This is a genomic window from Mesorhizobium sp. WSM4806 (genome assembly GCF_055811635.1).
In genome coordinates, this window is sequence record NZ_JBVVQZ010000002.1 from 439,457 (window position 1) to 454,779 (window position 15,323).

The following is a 15,323-nucleotide window of genomic DNA, read 5'->3' on the forward strand; positions in this document are numbered from 1 at the left end:
ATGACTGTGACGTCATCATCGACATCGTCATCATCGGAACCGCCCAAAGCCTTCGACACGACCGTTGCCAGGTTGTCGAGGTGTTGGCCTAGTTCCGCTACCTTCCCTTCCGTGTTCAGCCTGACGATCGTGGTGAGGTCGTTGTAGGAGTGACCCCAGTAGACCTCACGGAGTTCGCTTGGTCTGACCCTTAGTGTCCAGACGATTGCTTCTTCGAAGGTGAGCCCTGCGATCCAATCAGTGAAGACGCGCCCCGAGTGAGATCTTCCAGAGCGCCCTTGGTCTTGACCACTCGTTCCATGGATCGCGCGAAAAAACCGATGGCATGGTCCACCTCCCAAGCCAGCAGCTCTTCCATGTCCGAGATCGAGATATCGACATCGTCAAGGGACGCGAGGAGCTCCTGGACCTTGCCCGTCTTTGAGCGTTGGTGGAGAGCTGCCAGGAGGACTCGCTCGCGAAGTTCGGGGGCGAAATAGACGCTGGCCGCAGTGGCCGGCTCGCCCATCATGGCTGTGATCTCATTGAGCAATCCAAAGGACATGAAGATCTCGCGAGCCTCGCCGTCTTGTTTGATCTCGATGTGGTCCTTTGGGTCGGACATGTAGTGCTCCTAGAAATAAAAAACCTCGCCAGTGATGTAGTCACGGGCGAGGTCTAGTTCTATGGATTTTGGAAATTAGCGAGCCATCAGGATTGCCTGACCCTGACCATATTCCGAATAGAACGGATCGGTCGTAACCATCTCGTAGGGCTGCATCTCGAACGGCATGTTCGAGAAGTTGTCCGACGCGAAGGAGATGCCGAGACCACGAGTCACCTTCACCTTCGGCAGAAGGATGATGAACGGCGTGTTGTCCTTCGGCAGGATGCCGGTGACCTTGCACGCCAGGTCAGGCTGGGTCACGTGCTGGCCGATGTCGACACGCTTCAAGCGTCCCACGCGGGACCCGATCGGGAAGGTCATGCCGGTCGGGATCTCGAAGCCCGCAGCCAAGGTGACCTCGGCCGCCAAAACAGAAGCGACCTTGACGACGTGGACGTAATCGTCCTGGCCCTTCTGGATGAAGAGATAGTCGCCGGCTACGATCGCCTGCGTGGGAGCAATGGCCAGCGTGATGCTGTCGTCCGCCGCCACGGCGGCGGCACCGAGGGCTGACAGTTCGGCGACAACGTCAAAGCCCGTGCCGGTGCCGTCGAGGCCGGCGGCATAGGCCAAGTTCTTGGCGGTAAACTCGTAGACCTCGCAGGAGGTCTTGAGACCTTCACCCGTACGTACGGACATCACGACCGCGTTGCGGATGCCCTGGGTCAGCTCGGTGAACTGGGCTTCGCCGGTCAGCTGAAAGTTCTTCACGAGACCGATGGAGTGTTCCGCCGGGTTGAGCTTGTGAAGATCAGCGAGGGCGCCCAGCATGACGGTCGCCGTGGAAAGCAGAAACTTATTCGTTTTGGCGTTACCAGCCATGGGGTGCTCCTTTTGAAATCGGCGCGCGGTGATTTTTTAATCGCGCTTGTTAGGTGGGCACCACGGCCTACATGAGCAACGAATGACTGCTGCATAATGGTGTAAAATGAAGCGCATTACTGTGAACATAGACGACGAGTTGAAAGAGATCCTGGAGCGTCGTTCTACCTTCCTACGACGGTCCTTGTCCGCAGAGGTCGTCACTCTTATTGAGACTGCCCTCGCTCAGGAGGACGAGGCCAACCGGGCAATCTTGCAGGCTCACTACAGCATAGGGTCGACAAGCCCTTCCGCCTGAATGAACTGCATAGACCGCTGGTTTGATCTGGACATCGGCGCCACGGTGGTGCCGTCGATAACTTTCATCCAGCTGTAAGGTTGTTCGGTCTCGCTATCGAAGACCGACATGCGCGTACCGGACGCAAGGGACTTGAAGAGAAAGTCAACCATCTTCCGGTGAACGAACAATCCCTCATCGTTGAATGATCCGACGCCGACCACAAAACTGGCGTGATAGATCCCGCTTGAGCTCTCCTCCAGCGCGAGTGAAGCGGGCCCGATCAAGTGGAGCGCGGGGGCTTCTTCGATATTGGCATGTGCTTCCCAGTCGAACATCTGCAGGCTGTTGGCCGGCGTGATGCCGTTCGCGATGATCATTTGGATCTGCTGGTTGACGTATGCAGCGACTGACGTCCAGACGTTGAGATATTCCATCAGCGGATCTCCGAAATTCGATAACGATTGATCACGCGCGTGACCGCGCGGGGTACGCGGACGGCGAAGAAATATGCGAGAGCCGGCTCGAGCAGCGGTCGCGAGATGATGCCCCTCTTGCCCCGGCTCACCGTTCGATCACGATCTGTCAGGGCCGGCCCCATCAGCTTGTCGATCGAGTCCTGACTGAGACCCATCTTGCGGCCGAGGTATTGGATGTCCGTTCGCGTGGTGGAGTAGGCGTCGAAGATGTCTTCGTTCAGGATCGATGCGATGCGATTTGCACGCGACTGGGAGAACAGGTTCACCTCGATCTCGGCGATCTTGTAGACCTTCTGGTTGTGAGGGTCGTGCCGATAGGGAACGATCCTCACGGGACCGTGGGCGATTTCCTTGCCGCCAGTGCGACCACCAATGCCGGGGTTGAGAGCGACAAGGTTTCGGCCGACGTTGGCGCGAATGTCCTGTTTCAGGGAACCGGAATGTAGGAAGAAGCGGTCCTTGTTTCCCTGCTTGGTGCGGATCGTGCGCAGCGAGAGGTTTTGCCAGTGGGCCTCGACAGCACCTTCGAACTTGTCGATGAAGGTGGTTCCTCCACCCGGCGGGCCAGAGGGGGTGCCAATCAGCTGCGTGGCGATGAACTGCCCGACGCGCATCAGCTCGGTGTTGACCTCTTCGGCCAACCTCTTCGCGAGCACCTTTGCCTCGATCTGAAAGAAATGACGCTCGTTGCCGGCGCGGATAGTCTTTACCAGCTCGTTGGCGATCATGTTTACGATGGTGCCGGCGTCCTGCGCTTGACCACCATAGGACCGGCTGACAGAGGCTCCGCCTGAGAGTGCAGCCAGCGAGTGACCCTTGCGCTGCTCGAAGTTGACGGTGACCCTGGCCTTAGCTGATCTCGGCATAGGTCACCCCCAGCGCGGTATCGAGTCTGCGGACAATGGCATCATCGACCTGGTCGCCGAGCTGGAGATAGGCCGCAGTGATGATCCGGCGAGTTTCCTCGGAAAGGTTGGTGTCGCGATCTGGGAATTCACGACCGGTCATCTCGACGAGGCACGGGATCTGGCCGAATAGCTGGGGCGGTCCCCCTTTCTTCAAGCCGGTGAGATTGTCTGTCTCACTGGCTTGGCGCTTCCAGGTTAGGTCAGCCAGCACTTGAAACAACCGGAAGGTGAACTGTTTCCCGAAGGCCGAATAACCATTGTTGGCGACGATGAAGCGGCGGTTGATATCGTCCAGGATGATGTCGCGGGGTTTCACGGCGTCAGCGTCGATCGTGCGGAGCATCAATCGGGGAGACGAGAAGTCGTAAGCCGGGATCTCGCCCTCATCAGCCGGGGTGATGGTGCCTTTGAAAGCTTGGCCGTTTTCCTTATAGATCAGCGACTGGAAACGGCGAGCGGCGGTGTGGAGACTGGCCATTATCCACCTGTGACCGGATCGGCGTCAGTCGTCGTAATCAAGATCGCGTAGCCGGGGTCGATCGTGGGATTGATCGCAGCCAGGGCTGCTGACAGACGATCCTCGGCGGCCTTCTTCAGCTCCGAGAAGTCCTTGCGGGTGTTCCGGCGGAAGGTGAGCGCGCCATCCGACTCCTCCTGGGCCACCCGGTTGGCAAGTGACGGGATGATGTCGAGCGCAGCGCGATAGAGGATCGCCTCATTCGCGCGCATCTCAGCCACGTCGCCAGAGACCAGGGCTGCAGACAGGGTCGCGCGCGAGATTTCGAATTCGAGGTTCAGGTGCGCTGCCGCGAGATCCACATCCTCGTCGGGCAGCTCGCCCTCGTTGACACCCAGGAAGGCTCGCACATCCGCGGGCCGGACGGTGTAGAGGATCGTCGGCACCAGCCGGTACATGGTCACGCTGTCGAACGGGATGCCTCCACGTTCAGCGGATATCCGCACTACGCGACGGGAGAACGCCGTGGAAATTTGATTGTGCTCGGCTGGCACCGTGACAACGATCACGACGTCGGTCGCACCGGTGGTGAGGTCCTCTGAGTAGAGGACCTCACCGGTCGGGGAGGCCACAGAAAGGACTGCCGTCCCGATATCCGGGATGGCAGGCTGGCCGTTATAGGTAAGGCTGACAGGCAAGGTCACATCCTTGCCGGCCTCGAACGTACGCATCAGGCGTCAGCTTCCGAGGTGGGGTTGGGGTTCTTCGACTTGGCGGCGCGCTTCTTCTTGCCTTCGGGGGCGTCCACAACCTCCTTGCCAAACTCCGCCAGGAAGGCGTCGATCGCGAGCTGCATGTCGCCCTCACTCTCCTTCAGGTATCCGACGAAATCAGCGTCCGTCGCCTCGGGCCTCAACTCGGCGATGACCCGCACCTGAGCGCGGCCGATGCGGTCCTGGATGAAATGCGAATTCTCGACGACACTCGGGCGGCGGGCGTAGATACGCTGGCCCTTGTGAGCCAGGTCATGGAGCTGGAAGGAGCCCTTAGTTTCTGCAAGCAGTTTGATCATTGTGTTTCCTCACAGAAAGGCCCGCCGCCCGGTTGGGCGGCGGCGCCAGGGGTCTTAGTCGTCGGTGCTGTCGTAGTCGTAGATCGACCGGGTGTCGCTGAACGCCAGCTTGTAGCCGGTGTTCACCGACTTGGTGAACGTGATCGACTGGTTGGTTATCGCGCGCTCGGTCTCCTCGATCTGCGAGCCACCCTCGTTCAGCTCCTCCAGCGTGTCGCCTCGGGAGATGCCGATCAGCTGCTTGTTTGGCGCAGCGGACGACAGGGCGAAGTTGACGGTGCCCTTCAGGATCGGCACGCCGCCGATCTGGAAGCCGGAAGCCGCCAGGTTCTCGGCATCGGTGCGGTTGTTGTTCGACGTCGGAATGGCGAACATCAGCAGCCAGTCGATGTAGGCGTCCCAGTTGCCGACAACGGTGTCGACGGGAATGCCAGCCTGGGCGCGGGCCACGAACCAGCGGAGCAGCGCCTCGTAGTTCAGCTTCTTGTTGGTGGCGCCGGCCACGAAATCCGCCTGCTTCACCAAAGGAGCGGCCGGGTTAACGCCGTCACCGTTGATCAGGATGTGTGTGGCCGCGCGGACCTTCGACATGTCCTTCTCACGGTCCATACGGTTGACGTAGGGAACCAGCGTCTCGATGCTGGCCCGACGATCGAACTCGTACGAGAAGCGGTAGCCGCCGCCGTGCTTGTAGAACTTGACCGACTGCTCGGACAGACGGATCGTCTTGACCGGGAAGCGGCCCAGTTCGGCCACGGCCGACACGACCTGATAGTCCTCCGCCTTGTCGTCCACGACCGTCGAGATCAGTTCGACGCCGGACATCGTGCGGCTCGAACCGACGAGAGCGTTGGTCGTCTCCAGGTTGTCCTGGCGGAACTTCCAGCGCACGACGTCGTCCACGACTTCCGGGAAGATGGCGCGGACGCCGGGGAACGTCTGGAACGTGTCCGACGCAGCTTCCAGCACGATGCCGCGCTCGAAGTCGTTCTGGATCGGCAGGTTCAGGAAGGCCAGCGAGGCCTCGTAGCCGGAGAGATAGCCGCGTTCGTCGCGATAACGCTTGTCAGCTTCCTCGGATCCGCGAACGTCGATCGCGAGATTGAGGTAGTCTCGCATGCCGAGGCCAAAGGACTTGGCTTCGGCGAGCAGCTTCTTGCCGGCGCTGACTGACGCCATGGCGTCTTCGGAGCGCAGAGCGGCGAGAGTCTCAACACCCCGACGCTTGACCTGAGAGAGAGGCTTGTAGTTCATTTCAGTGTTCCTCGTTTCGTTCGTTCGGGGTTTCGGTTAGACCTTCACCACCACAGCGTTCGTGCCGATGATCTCGACGACGAAGTTCTTGCTGTGGTCGGCGGTAGCAGCGGCTTTCACTTCGCCGGCGCCAGCACCCACAACCGTGTCGCCGATGGCAACGACCTGGCCTGCCTTGATCGGGAGGGTATTGGCGAACTGGAGTTCGACGGCACCGATGAGCGAGCCTTCGACCGTGCGATCCTCGACCGATGCGAGGCGGCCGATGATGATATCACCGTCAGCGGCCAGCTTGACCTTGTTGGCGCCGGACGTGTCGAGCGAGACGGCACGACCGATGTGGGCCTGCGTAATACCAGTGGCGAGGTTGACGGTGAGCGACGAGTCTTCCCAGTGGAACCCGCGCAGCGTGACATTCTGATGAGAGTACATGGGTGTGTTTCCCTATTCCTATTCCTGTTGCGGTTAGCGGCGGGTGCGGAATGATGCGACCGCGGGGATTGCCGAGGCTTCGAGGTCGCCCTCGGCGCCCTTGGAACGTCCGCCGGCGACCAGGTTGATCTTTGTCTCGGTGATCTTGGCGACGACATCTTCGAGCTTCGCCGGCACTTCGGCGTCGACTTGGCCGGCCGCCGTCAGAACTTTCTTGCAGATGTCGCGAAGAGCCTCGTCGGCCGCCGACAAGCTGGCTTCGGTGGCCTGGTGTTTGGTCTTCAGCTCGGCGAGCTCGGCCTTGACGGCCGGCTCGTCCTGGTTGGCCGCTGTGAGCTGTGTCTTGAGCGCATCGCGCTCAGCGGTGAGTGCCGTATTCGAGGCCTTGAGCTGCTCGTTCTCAATGGCGTTCTTCATGCTCTCCTTTTCAGTGGAGCGCAGTTCGGCAAGAAGTTCCTTGATATCCATGATTGGCTTGTCCGTAGTTGCGGTTGCGGTGAGTGCGAGACGATCGAGAGAAGCCTTCGCGGCCAGCGCCTTCATCTGAGGCGAGAAGTGGCTTTGATCGCTGTTCACGATGCGCGCGTTTTGAGCGCCGCCTTGCCCGACGAGCGAGGTCTCGAAGAAGGCTTCGAGTCCGACCATCTTGCAGTAGACGCCGTTCTCACCGACCGTGTGCCCATCGGGTGTGGTGCCGGTGATTATGTTGTCGAAGTCGGCATCGGGTCCGAAGAAATCGAAGCCGTCTGCCGAGCAGATCATCTGCTTGGGCAAGATGCCGACCGAGACTTGGTCAACGGTTCCGTTGTCGACTTGCTGGATCTTGTCCTCGTGAGTCTTGTCGATCCAGAAGAGGACGCGGAGTTCAGTGTCCTGACCGTCGACCACTTGGCCGCGGAAGACACGTCCGATCGGCAGATCTTCGCCGTTGTGCATGATCTGGACGGGCCGGGTCTCGGTTTCGAGCGCCAGAGCCATTTCCAAGAGCATTGAGCGCTGTGCGACCGCGCCCTTGTAGAGCGGGTGATGCTTGCGTAGAGGCCGGTTGTTCAGGGCAATCGCTTCGAAGACGACAACACCGTCAACCGACGCGCCGGCCTCTTTGAGGCGCGCGATGATCTCCGGTGTCTTCGTAATCTGCTTCACGACATACCCTTCGTTGCTGCAGGGCATGTCGTGATTTATTGGTCAGGTAGCAAATCTGTTGTGCATCATATTGATGCACTTAGTTGCTCCTCGCCGCTTTGCTTCCCTCCGGCGAGAGGGACCGACCAAGGGGGTCGGAGTTCGGGCTGACCTCTTCGGCCTTGGTTTTGACGGGGGTCATGAAGCCGGTGCCGCTCAGCTCCGGCGCGGTGTCAGGCCGGAGTCGGCCGTACATCCACAGGTGATATTCGTCGTCGGTGATGAGACCGTCCGACAGGTCCTGGCGGAGCCGGCTGGATTTGAGAGTGAGTTGTGGCTCGAGTTCGGTATCCGGGCGGAGCTCCGCCTTGCGGAACTGGACCTCGACGAAGCCCTGGAACCCCTGCTGGTGCAGGGTGAAGGAGAAGATGTTCTGCAGAAGCTCGGCGACGGGCTCATTGAGCTCGTCGGCGTTCATGGCCGCGATGCGCGCCTCGACTGAGCCTGTGTTGACGCCGGAGGCGCCACGGCCGATCACGGTGGCCATAGTCTTCAGCGCGGCTTGGTTCTGGGCGTTGAGCGTCTCGATCACCGCCGTGATATCCACGGCAGCTCCAGGCTTCTGGTCGTTCAGGATCGAGGGGCTGACGCTGTCAAAGTGGATCAGTGGCTGGTCGGAACGCAGTCCCTCGATAACGGTGCGGATCTCGCCGAGGCGGTTGGCCTTCCACTCACGCAGCTTGATGTCGTCCGAGCGGATGTTCTCCGGCGCGTTCTTGGTGAGAACTTCCTCGACAACCTCGACGGCCATGCGGGGGAAGCCTGTCAGGCGCATGATGCGGTAGAGGTCGTTGATTACTTGCTGGCGGGCGGCGATCGTGTTGATCGACGACACAAAGGTCGAATGCCCGTAGATGGACGTCGGATCCTTGCGGTAGTGTGAGACGAAGAAGGTCGGGATGTCGAGATTGATCTCGTCGTTCGAGCCCGCGATCTTCTGGATGGGTTTGTACTCTCCCGGTTTCTTCTCATACCACTGGATGGTCGACAGATCGACGTTGCGGATACGATCCGGAAGCATCTGCTTGTCGACGACGAGCTCGGCGCCAATGCCGCCGCGGAGCAGGCACATGTAGCGCAGCTCCTCGGCGATCGATCGCATGGACTTCTTCAGCTGGAAGCCGAGCGTGTAATCTGTCGGCCGGCCGATCTTCTCGATGGCCAGCATCAGGCTCTTGGTCGCGTCCCGGTCAATGTTCTGCTCCAGGTCGCGCGCGAGCACGATCCAGTCCGTGTTCGCCATCGTCAGGTAGGCATTGAGCGCCGCCGAGACGTCCGGATCGAACTTGAACAGGGATTGCAGAAGAACACGGCTGTCGTCCGACTGCCGCGAGGTGAACAGGTCCGTCAGATGATCCCGATATTGCGGGACCGTCAGAACGCGATCGGTCTGCTGCGGGTTGAAGGTGGGCGTAGAGGCGGTGCCGCCAGCTTTGGCTTTCTTCTTCGCAGGGATGATTGCGCTGAGAAATTCGAAAGCCACAGCCTGTCCTTACATCTGACCCAGCAGAGATGGGGATTTGATGCGGCTGCGGAAATCGAGGCCTGCTTCATTCTGCTGCACTGTGGGGGTGAGACCGAAAAGGAGGGCCATCTGGCGCTCCTCCTGATCATCCTGGGCAGCGATGTAGTCATGGATGCGGAAGGAATGCAGGAGATAGCCGAGCGCGTGGAAGAAGTGATCATCCCCGGTGAGCTTGACCCACTTGGCCGGTTGTTCAGGCAGCTCTACGCGCACCATGTCTTGAAGGTGTGTCTGGATGATCAGCTTCTTGTTACCGTAGCCGGCGAAGGCGATCTGCCGGCCACGGATGTGGCCCACCGTTTTGTCGATGATGCCAGTACGGTTGGACGAGACGTGAGTGATGTTCTCCATCTCATCCTTGACGAGCGTCAGTGGCGCCGCCTTGAGGCTCGTCGCATATTCGATGGGCATGATGATGCCCTTGGACTCGTCGCGGATTTCTCTGGCGAGAGGTGCGTATGGGTTAAGGTCCATGCCCCCGGCGACGACGCGATATCGCGTTCTGATCCCAGCCAGTTTCTCTTTCAGCTGGTCGGATGGAACCTGCAGCCATTCAAAAACAACCGGTATCGGTAGTCCCAGATGAGCCACGACAACATGACAGGTCTGACCGACGTCGACACCCACAGCCACTGGAGATCCGTCAGGTACATTGATTGCTCCTTCACCTTTCATGACGGCTTCGATCTCCGGGATGGAGAGGCGGGCATTCGCGTCGTTGTAGGGTTCACCGAGCACGGTGTTGTACCAACGCCGCATCGAGTTCTTGCGCTTGTAGTCGAGCAGCTGTTCGACGATGTATTGAACGGAGAGACGCGGCGTCGCAAAGGGTCGGACCCAGTAGCCGCGGCCGAGCCGGCCGGGGTGACGGGGCACCCACTCACGCTTGTCGGGGTCGCCCAGTTCCAGGCGCCGGCCGCAGTGCTCGCACATCATGAACGAGTTCTCGAAGTCGAACTTGACCGCCATGTCGTTGTCGATTTCGGAGAGATCGTTGAGATCCGCAGATAGCCCAGGGATCCTGACGAAGCGTGGACTGAAGACGGGAAGGTTCCAGTGGCCGCATCCACACCGGCAGAGGAACTCGTGCTGGTCCGACGCCTTGTACGCGCTGTCGATCCCATATCCTTCGAAGGTCGGGGTCGAAAAGCCCTGGCGCATCTTGATGTCGGAACCCTGCAGACGTGAGCCGTAGAGCGCCAGGATCTCCTGGTCGGTCAGGTCGACCTCGTCGTTGAACATGATGTCGGCATTGATCGAGGTCGCATCACCTTCCTTGCCGCCGGTGATGAAACCGAAACTGTCATCGATCTGGTAGAGCGACATGGATCGGACGGGCTTCTTCGACGCCTCGTGTTGATTAAACACCTGCTCGTCATCGACGAGCGGCTTGATGCGGGTCTGGCTGACCCTTTTGTACATCTCGTCGTTCGGAAGGCTGAAAATGCCGTTGATTGAGGTCGTCCGTTTGAGGAACGACAGGAATTTGCGGATCTGGACCTCGGTCAGGCCCACCTGCGAGCACTTGATGACCGACAGATTGAGGTGCATGTCGTCCACAATCTGGCGCTGAAACTCATATCCCTTGAACGAGAAAGGCTTTTTGCGCAGCGTGGTGTTTGCACAGATGTAGTCGGACATGGACATTTCTGCCCCGTCCTCGGGGAATTTTTGTTGAAGGCGGGTTAGAAAATCCGCGTACAGGCTCATGTGTCCGTATATCGGCCTGTTGTTTCCAGATTTCTTGCCTCTTGTCCTATAGTAACGACCTGATTGTTCGAAAATTAGCCCCTACATGTTACTCCCAACCCGGAGTAACCAATGTCGAATTTCTACCCTACGCTGCCGGAGGCGACTGTCCTCCAGCTCAGGGTGGTCTTGAACCAGTTGCGCGAGAAGCCCGACTATCTGGATCAGGCACCCTATTCCCTCGAATTGAAGGACTTCCTGAAAGAGATCAACGGTCGCGTTGTTTCTCTGGCGACGGTCGAATTCAACGGCGAGATTGATCGCCTTGATTACGTTGAGGCTGAGATCGTCACCGTCCTCAAGGATCTCGCCACCCTCGTGGCCAGCTTAGGTAACGCTGATCATTCAGAGAAACTGCAGGTGGCCAAGGCGCGGGCCGGCTTGATCGAGAAGCTCGTCGCCGCGCGCGAGAAGGTCTGGACCATGAAGAACATGGCCGATTTCCAGAGCCAGATTATGGGTTTCCTGGCCGACATCTGCACGGCCGACCAGATCCAGGAGCTGAAACTGCGTGTGAAAGGGGCTGAATAATGGGAATTTTCGGCTCTGAAGCCCCGAAATATTGGGCCCTGGGCAAGCCTGCGATCCCGCTGCGGGTCGGTTTTAAGCGTCCGTGGATCGATGCGTGGCAGGTTTTTGCCGATCGTATGCCTACCGAGCGTGAGCAGCGCGAGTGGCTGAACACCAAAGGTGACGGCAACATCGGTCTGCCGATGGGTGCTGCCTCCGGTATCGTCGCGATCGACGTCGACAGCGACGATCCGCGCGTCCAGCGCATTATTGAGCAGCTCCTGCCTGCTTCACCCTGGCGCCGTGTCGGCCGCAAGGGTGCCGTCTACGCTTTCCGCTTCGAGGGCGAGCGCACCTTCCGGGTCAAGGACTCCGAGGGCAACATGCTGCTGGAATGCCTGTCGAAAGGCACCCAGATCGTTCTGCCTCCATCGATCCACCCTGATACAGGCAAGGCTTATAGCTCAAATTGCGACCTGATCGAGGTCATTGGGTCGCTCCCGGCTCTCCCGAAGGGCGTCGAGGGCCTCCTGCGCGAGGCCCTGAAGTCGGAGGGTTTCGACCTTTCGACCAGTGGCAACACCAAAATCACTTCGTTTGTGCCGGCTGGTGCGCGCGACAACGCGCTGGTGTACAATGCCGGCCTGCTGGCGCGTGCTGTGACAAGGGGCGAAAGGTCCCTTGTCGAGGCCATGGGTGAGATGAAGGCCTGGGTTGAGGGCTACACCGAGAAGGTGGCCGGCGATGAGATCTCCGTCGAGAAGGCGCAGACCAAGGTCGTCGACTTCCTGATGCGTGATGTGACCGGCGAGAAGCGCAAGGCACTTCCTGTCGGCTGGGACGACGGTCTGACCGACGAAGACAAGGAGAAGCTTGGCCTCGTCATCACCGAGGAGAACGAGCAGTGGGAGCCGGAGAAGATCACATCCCATTTGGTGTCGGAGTTCGAGCGTCACGTCACGCCTGACACGCAAGGGTGGACGCGCGCCGTGGAAGTGGCGCTCGATCGCCTAGCACGCAACGCCGACATCGGGTCGCTCGACGAAGAGCGCATACTGAAGTTCATCGTCAGCCAGTCGAAGGGCTCCTACACCGTAACAACCTTGAGGAAGGAGCTCATGAAGCTCCGCGCCGGCGACATCACCGGCACCGACCACTCCGAGGTGGCGCGCGCCGTCATCAAGGACCTGGAGGAGTTCGGCAAGCTGAAGCACCACCAGGGCGAGTTCTGGCAGTGGAAGGGCGCCTCTTGGAAGACAGTGGACCAGAACGACTTCATCAAGCACATATCCGAGGAGTACGGCCATCTGCCGGTGTGTCGGCGGTACTCCGATATTTCGCAGATCGTGAAGCTGATGGCCGGTCTGATCTCCGACAACCTACAGACGGTCACAGTCCAGGGTGTGAACTTCGCGAACGGCTTTCTGACCGAGAACCTTGAGCTGCGGAAGCACTCGCCTGAGTTTGGTTGCGCCTACGTGCTCCCATATCGCTACCAGGAAGACAGCCGCTGCCCGCTTTTCCTGCAGATGTTGGACGATTGCTGGGGAGAAGACCCGGATTATGGCGACAAGGTTATGGCATTGCAGGAGGCTCTCGCAGTAACGCTGATGGGAGTTGCTCCTCGCTACCAGCGTGCTTTTTGTCTGATCGGCCAGGCGCATAGCGGGAAATCAAGAATACTGGAGATCCTCAAGGGTCTCATGCCGGATGGGTGTCACTCCGCGGTCCCGCCGACAGATTGGGGTGATAAATTCATGCCGGCACAGATGGCCGACAAGCTCGTGAACTTCGCGGGCGAGATCTCCGAGAAGCGCGACATCTCTGGTGACGTGTTCAAGCAGGTGATCGAGGGCCAGGAGATCGAGGCGCAGAAGAAGAACCAGCCGATCTTCCGCTTCCGGCCGAAGGCCGCGCAGTGGTTCGCCTCCAATCACACGCCCAAGACCAAGGACACCTCGGACGGCTTCAACCGCCGCTGGCTCTTCATCGAGTTTCCGCGCCGGATCTCGGACGAGAAGAAGGTGATCGACATCGACCAGATCATCCTTGCGGCCGAGCGTGAGCAGATCGTTGCATGGGCGCTCCAGGCGTTTGGCCGGTTGAAGGCCAACAAGGATTACACGCTGCCGTCGTCGCACATGGCTACCATCGACGACATGGCAAACCAGAATAATTCGGTGCGATATTTTTTGTCACAGAGCCCTCGTCTCAGAGTGGGGAAGCGCGAGCACGAGGGCACTTCCAAGACCCGCACTATGGGCGATCTCCTTTTCGACGAATACTGGAGTTTCTGCACAATGGCGGGGGGTGTCCAGCGTGTGCAACGGACGAGATTTCACGCATTGATGAAGGAGCTGGCGCCCGCCTTCAGGTTCGAACAGCTTCGCGAGACCCGGAACGGGGGCTTCGATTTCGTGTACAACTTCGTCACAGTTGTGGGAGCGATGAAGTGATCACCGTCGATGCTGACGAATGGTGGGAATACGAAAAATGGCTGCACTACGAGGGCGACCATGAACTCTGATGAGGACCAGGACCTATTGATGGATGCGGTGTCCGAGCACATGGACATCGCCTCTCAGGCAGGGGTGCCTGCGGACGAGGTCGTGGACGTCGTGATGCTGGCTAGTGCGCGATTTCTGATCGACAAGATGCCGGTCGAGCAGGCTCTGGTCGTGCTGCGGAAAGCCTATGACGATCTGCAGCTGAGAATGCCTCAGATGAAGGAAAACCCGGAGGTGAAGCACTAATCGAGTCTTATCCTAGAGTATCGCGTTTGACCCTCTACCCGGGTTGGGACTAGGGATTGGGTCAAGAAGACGCGGTTGAAGGGCGCTCTTCGGGGCGCCCTTTTCTTTTGGTGGAGTAATATTAGTCAAATTTCCAAAAATTTTTGCGGAGTATGTGTGGCTCTATACCCGCCATAAGTACCTGTTTTTGCTTGGAAAATGGTGTACTCCTTCGCTTGTTCCACATCCTAACCTTGGTATTCTTGGTTATCGGCAATGAGTTGCTGATGGGTGGCCGAGGCCACCGGGCGGCCCCTCTCGCGAGGGGAGTGGCGGAGCCATGCCCAAGCCGGAAGTTGCTCAATTGAGCAGCGCCAAGCCCCGAAGGGGGCGAGGACGGGGAAGGTGCGCCTGATCGACAACCTGCTCAATTGAGCAAAACGGGAGAGTGAAATGAGCGGTTACACGCTGAACGGCATTGTCGGCCGCATGGTCGACCTCGAAACGAAAACGCATGGCGGCTACTATGTCAGCTGTTGCTGGCTGGCCATGGGGCGCTCCTCGGGAGCAACGGCGCGCAAGGCCTTGGAAGCCAAGGTCTTCGGACAGGCCGCGCCGACTTCGACCTTCCGCAACGCATGGCGGATCGCGACCAAGTCCTATGCGGAAGGCTTTCCGCTGGAAAAGCGGGAGCACGCCAAGGGGCTGGAGCTGGATGAGGCAATCAAGTTCGCTTCCGAATGTCTGGAAGCGCACAAGCTGGCGCTCGATGTGTCCAACATGAAGGACTACGAAGAGCTCTGCCATCTGCCGGTCAAGCCGGTTGTGGATGAGGCCGAGGCCAAGGCCGAGGCCGAAGCCAAGGCCGAGGCCGAGGCCAAGGCCAAGGCTGAAGCCGAGGCCAAGGCCAAGGAAGAGGCCGAGGCCGAGGAAAAGGCCAGACGTGAGGCCGAACTCAACCCGGTCGACCCGCTGGTCGGTCTGAAGCACGCCGCAAGCGTGCTCACTCTGGAGCAGGCGGTTGAGTTCGCCGGTTGGCTGAACAACCACATCCAGCTGGCGATGTCGGCCAAGGCCGACGCCGAGGCCAAGGCGGAAGGCAAGGCCGACTTCGACCCGGCGGCCGAACTGGTCAAGGCCAAGGCCGAAGGCGACGCCAAGCGGGCCAAGGCCGCCTAGGCCACCCCACCCCCACCCTCCCGCTCCGGCGGGAGGGTCTCACCCCTGCGTGCGCCCATGTCGGCGCGCGCTCACATCCCTGCGCCCTCGCGGAGA

General features: G+C 59.6%; 16 protein-coding genes. 4 read left to right on the forward strand and 12 right to left on the reverse strand.

Annotation, left to right across the window (positions count from 1 at the left end):
• Positions 1–190: 190 nt before the first annotated feature.
• From AC0L2M_RS04785 to AC0L2M_RS04840, 12 genes are all read right to left on the reverse strand, one after another.
• The gene (locus AC0L2M_RS04785; RefSeq protein ID WP_473534187.1) at positions 191–604 is read right to left on the reverse strand and encodes a hypothetical protein; all 414 of its coding nucleotides are present in this window, start codon (positions 602–604) and stop codon (positions 191–193) included.
• Positions 605–679: 75 nt separating this feature from the next.
• On the reverse strand, positions 680–1,468 hold the full coding sequence (locus AC0L2M_RS04790; RefSeq protein ID WP_473534188.1) for a hypothetical protein: 789 nt from the start codon (positions 1,466–1,468) through the stop codon (positions 680–682).
• 264 nt (positions 1,469–1,732) lie between these two features.
• Complete coding sequence (locus tag AC0L2M_RS04795; RefSeq protein ID WP_287228378.1) at positions 1,733–2,182, reverse strand: hypothetical protein; 450 nt, start codon at positions 2,180–2,182, stop codon at positions 1,733–1,735.
• Positions 2,182–3,090, reverse strand: a complete 909-nt coding sequence (locus AC0L2M_RS04800; protein WP_473534189.1) for a hypothetical protein — start codon at positions 3,088–3,090, stop codon at positions 2,182–2,184. Before AC0L2M_RS04800 ends, AC0L2M_RS04795 begins: the two co-directional genes overlap by 1 nt.
• Positions 3,074–3,610 (reverse strand): hypothetical protein, encoded by a 537-nt coding sequence (locus AC0L2M_RS04805; RefSeq protein WP_473534190.1) that lies wholly within the window; start codon positions 3,608–3,610, stop codon positions 3,074–3,076. Before AC0L2M_RS04805 ends, AC0L2M_RS04800 begins: the two co-directional genes overlap by 17 nt.
• The gene (locus AC0L2M_RS04810) at positions 3,610–4,320 is read right to left on the reverse strand and encodes a hypothetical protein (RefSeq protein ID WP_473534191.1); all 711 of its coding nucleotides are present in this window, start codon (positions 4,318–4,320) and stop codon (positions 3,610–3,612) included. The genes AC0L2M_RS04805 and AC0L2M_RS04810 overlap by 1 nt, the downstream gene beginning before the upstream one ends.
• Positions 4,320–4,661 (reverse strand): UBA domain-containing protein, encoded by a 342-nt coding sequence (locus AC0L2M_RS04815; protein WP_473534192.1) that lies wholly within the window; start codon positions 4,659–4,661, stop codon positions 4,320–4,322. The genes AC0L2M_RS04810 and AC0L2M_RS04815 overlap by 1 nt, the downstream gene beginning before the upstream one ends.
• A 54-nt stretch (positions 4,662–4,715) precedes the next feature.
• Positions 4,716–5,915, reverse strand: a complete 1,200-nt coding sequence (locus AC0L2M_RS04820; protein WP_473534193.1) for a hypothetical protein — start codon at positions 5,913–5,915, stop codon at positions 4,716–4,718.
• Between the two features lie 36 nt (positions 5,916–5,951).
• Positions 5,952–6,347 (reverse strand): hypothetical protein, encoded by a 396-nt coding sequence (locus AC0L2M_RS04825; protein ID WP_473534194.1) that lies wholly within the window; start codon positions 6,345–6,347, stop codon positions 5,952–5,954.
• A gap of 33 nt (positions 6,348–6,380) precedes the next feature.
• Positions 6,381–7,493 carry a hypothetical protein gene (locus AC0L2M_RS04830; protein WP_292047796.1) on the reverse strand — a complete coding sequence of 371 codons (1,113 nt, stop codon included), beginning with the start codon at positions 7,491–7,493 and terminating at the stop codon, positions 6,381–6,383.
• Positions 7,494–7,572: 79 nt separating this feature from the next.
• The gene (locus AC0L2M_RS04835; protein ID WP_292047797.1) at positions 7,573–9,015 is read right to left on the reverse strand and encodes a hypothetical protein; all 1,443 of its coding nucleotides are present in this window, start codon (positions 9,013–9,015) and stop codon (positions 7,573–7,575) included.
• 9 nt (positions 9,016–9,024) lie between these two features.
• Entirely contained in the window at positions 9,025–10,698 is a 1,674-nt protein-coding gene (locus tag AC0L2M_RS04840) for a phage terminase large subunit family protein (RefSeq protein ID WP_473534195.1), read from the reverse strand.
• 180 nt (positions 10,699–10,878) lie between these two features.
• On the opposite strand from AC0L2M_RS04840, the gene AC0L2M_RS04845 reads away from it, so the two are divergent.
• The 4 genes from AC0L2M_RS04845 (at position 10,879) to AC0L2M_RS04860 (ending at position 15,227) form a co-directional block, all read left to right on the forward strand.
• On the forward strand, positions 10,879–11,337 hold the full coding sequence (locus AC0L2M_RS04845; protein ID WP_473534196.1) for a hypothetical protein: 459 nt from the start codon (positions 10,879–10,881) through the stop codon (positions 11,335–11,337).
• The gene (locus tag AC0L2M_RS04850) at positions 11,337–13,772 is read left to right on the forward strand and encodes a bifunctional DNA primase/polymerase (RefSeq protein WP_473534197.1); all 2,436 of its coding nucleotides are present in this window, start codon (positions 11,337–11,339) and stop codon (positions 13,770–13,772) included. The genes AC0L2M_RS04845 and AC0L2M_RS04850 overlap by 1 nt, the downstream gene beginning before the upstream one ends.
• A gap of 60 nt (positions 13,773–13,832) precedes the next feature.
• On the forward strand, positions 13,833–14,069 hold the full coding sequence (locus tag AC0L2M_RS04855; protein ID WP_473534198.1) for a hypothetical protein: 237 nt from the start codon (positions 13,833–13,835) through the stop codon (positions 14,067–14,069).
• Positions 14,070–14,501: 432 nt separating this feature from the next.
• Positions 14,502–15,227, forward strand: coding sequence for a hypothetical protein (locus tag AC0L2M_RS04860; protein ID WP_473534199.1), 726 nt, complete (start codon positions 14,502–14,504; stop codon positions 15,225–15,227).
• The last annotated feature ends 96 nt before the right edge of the window (positions 15,228–15,323 follow it).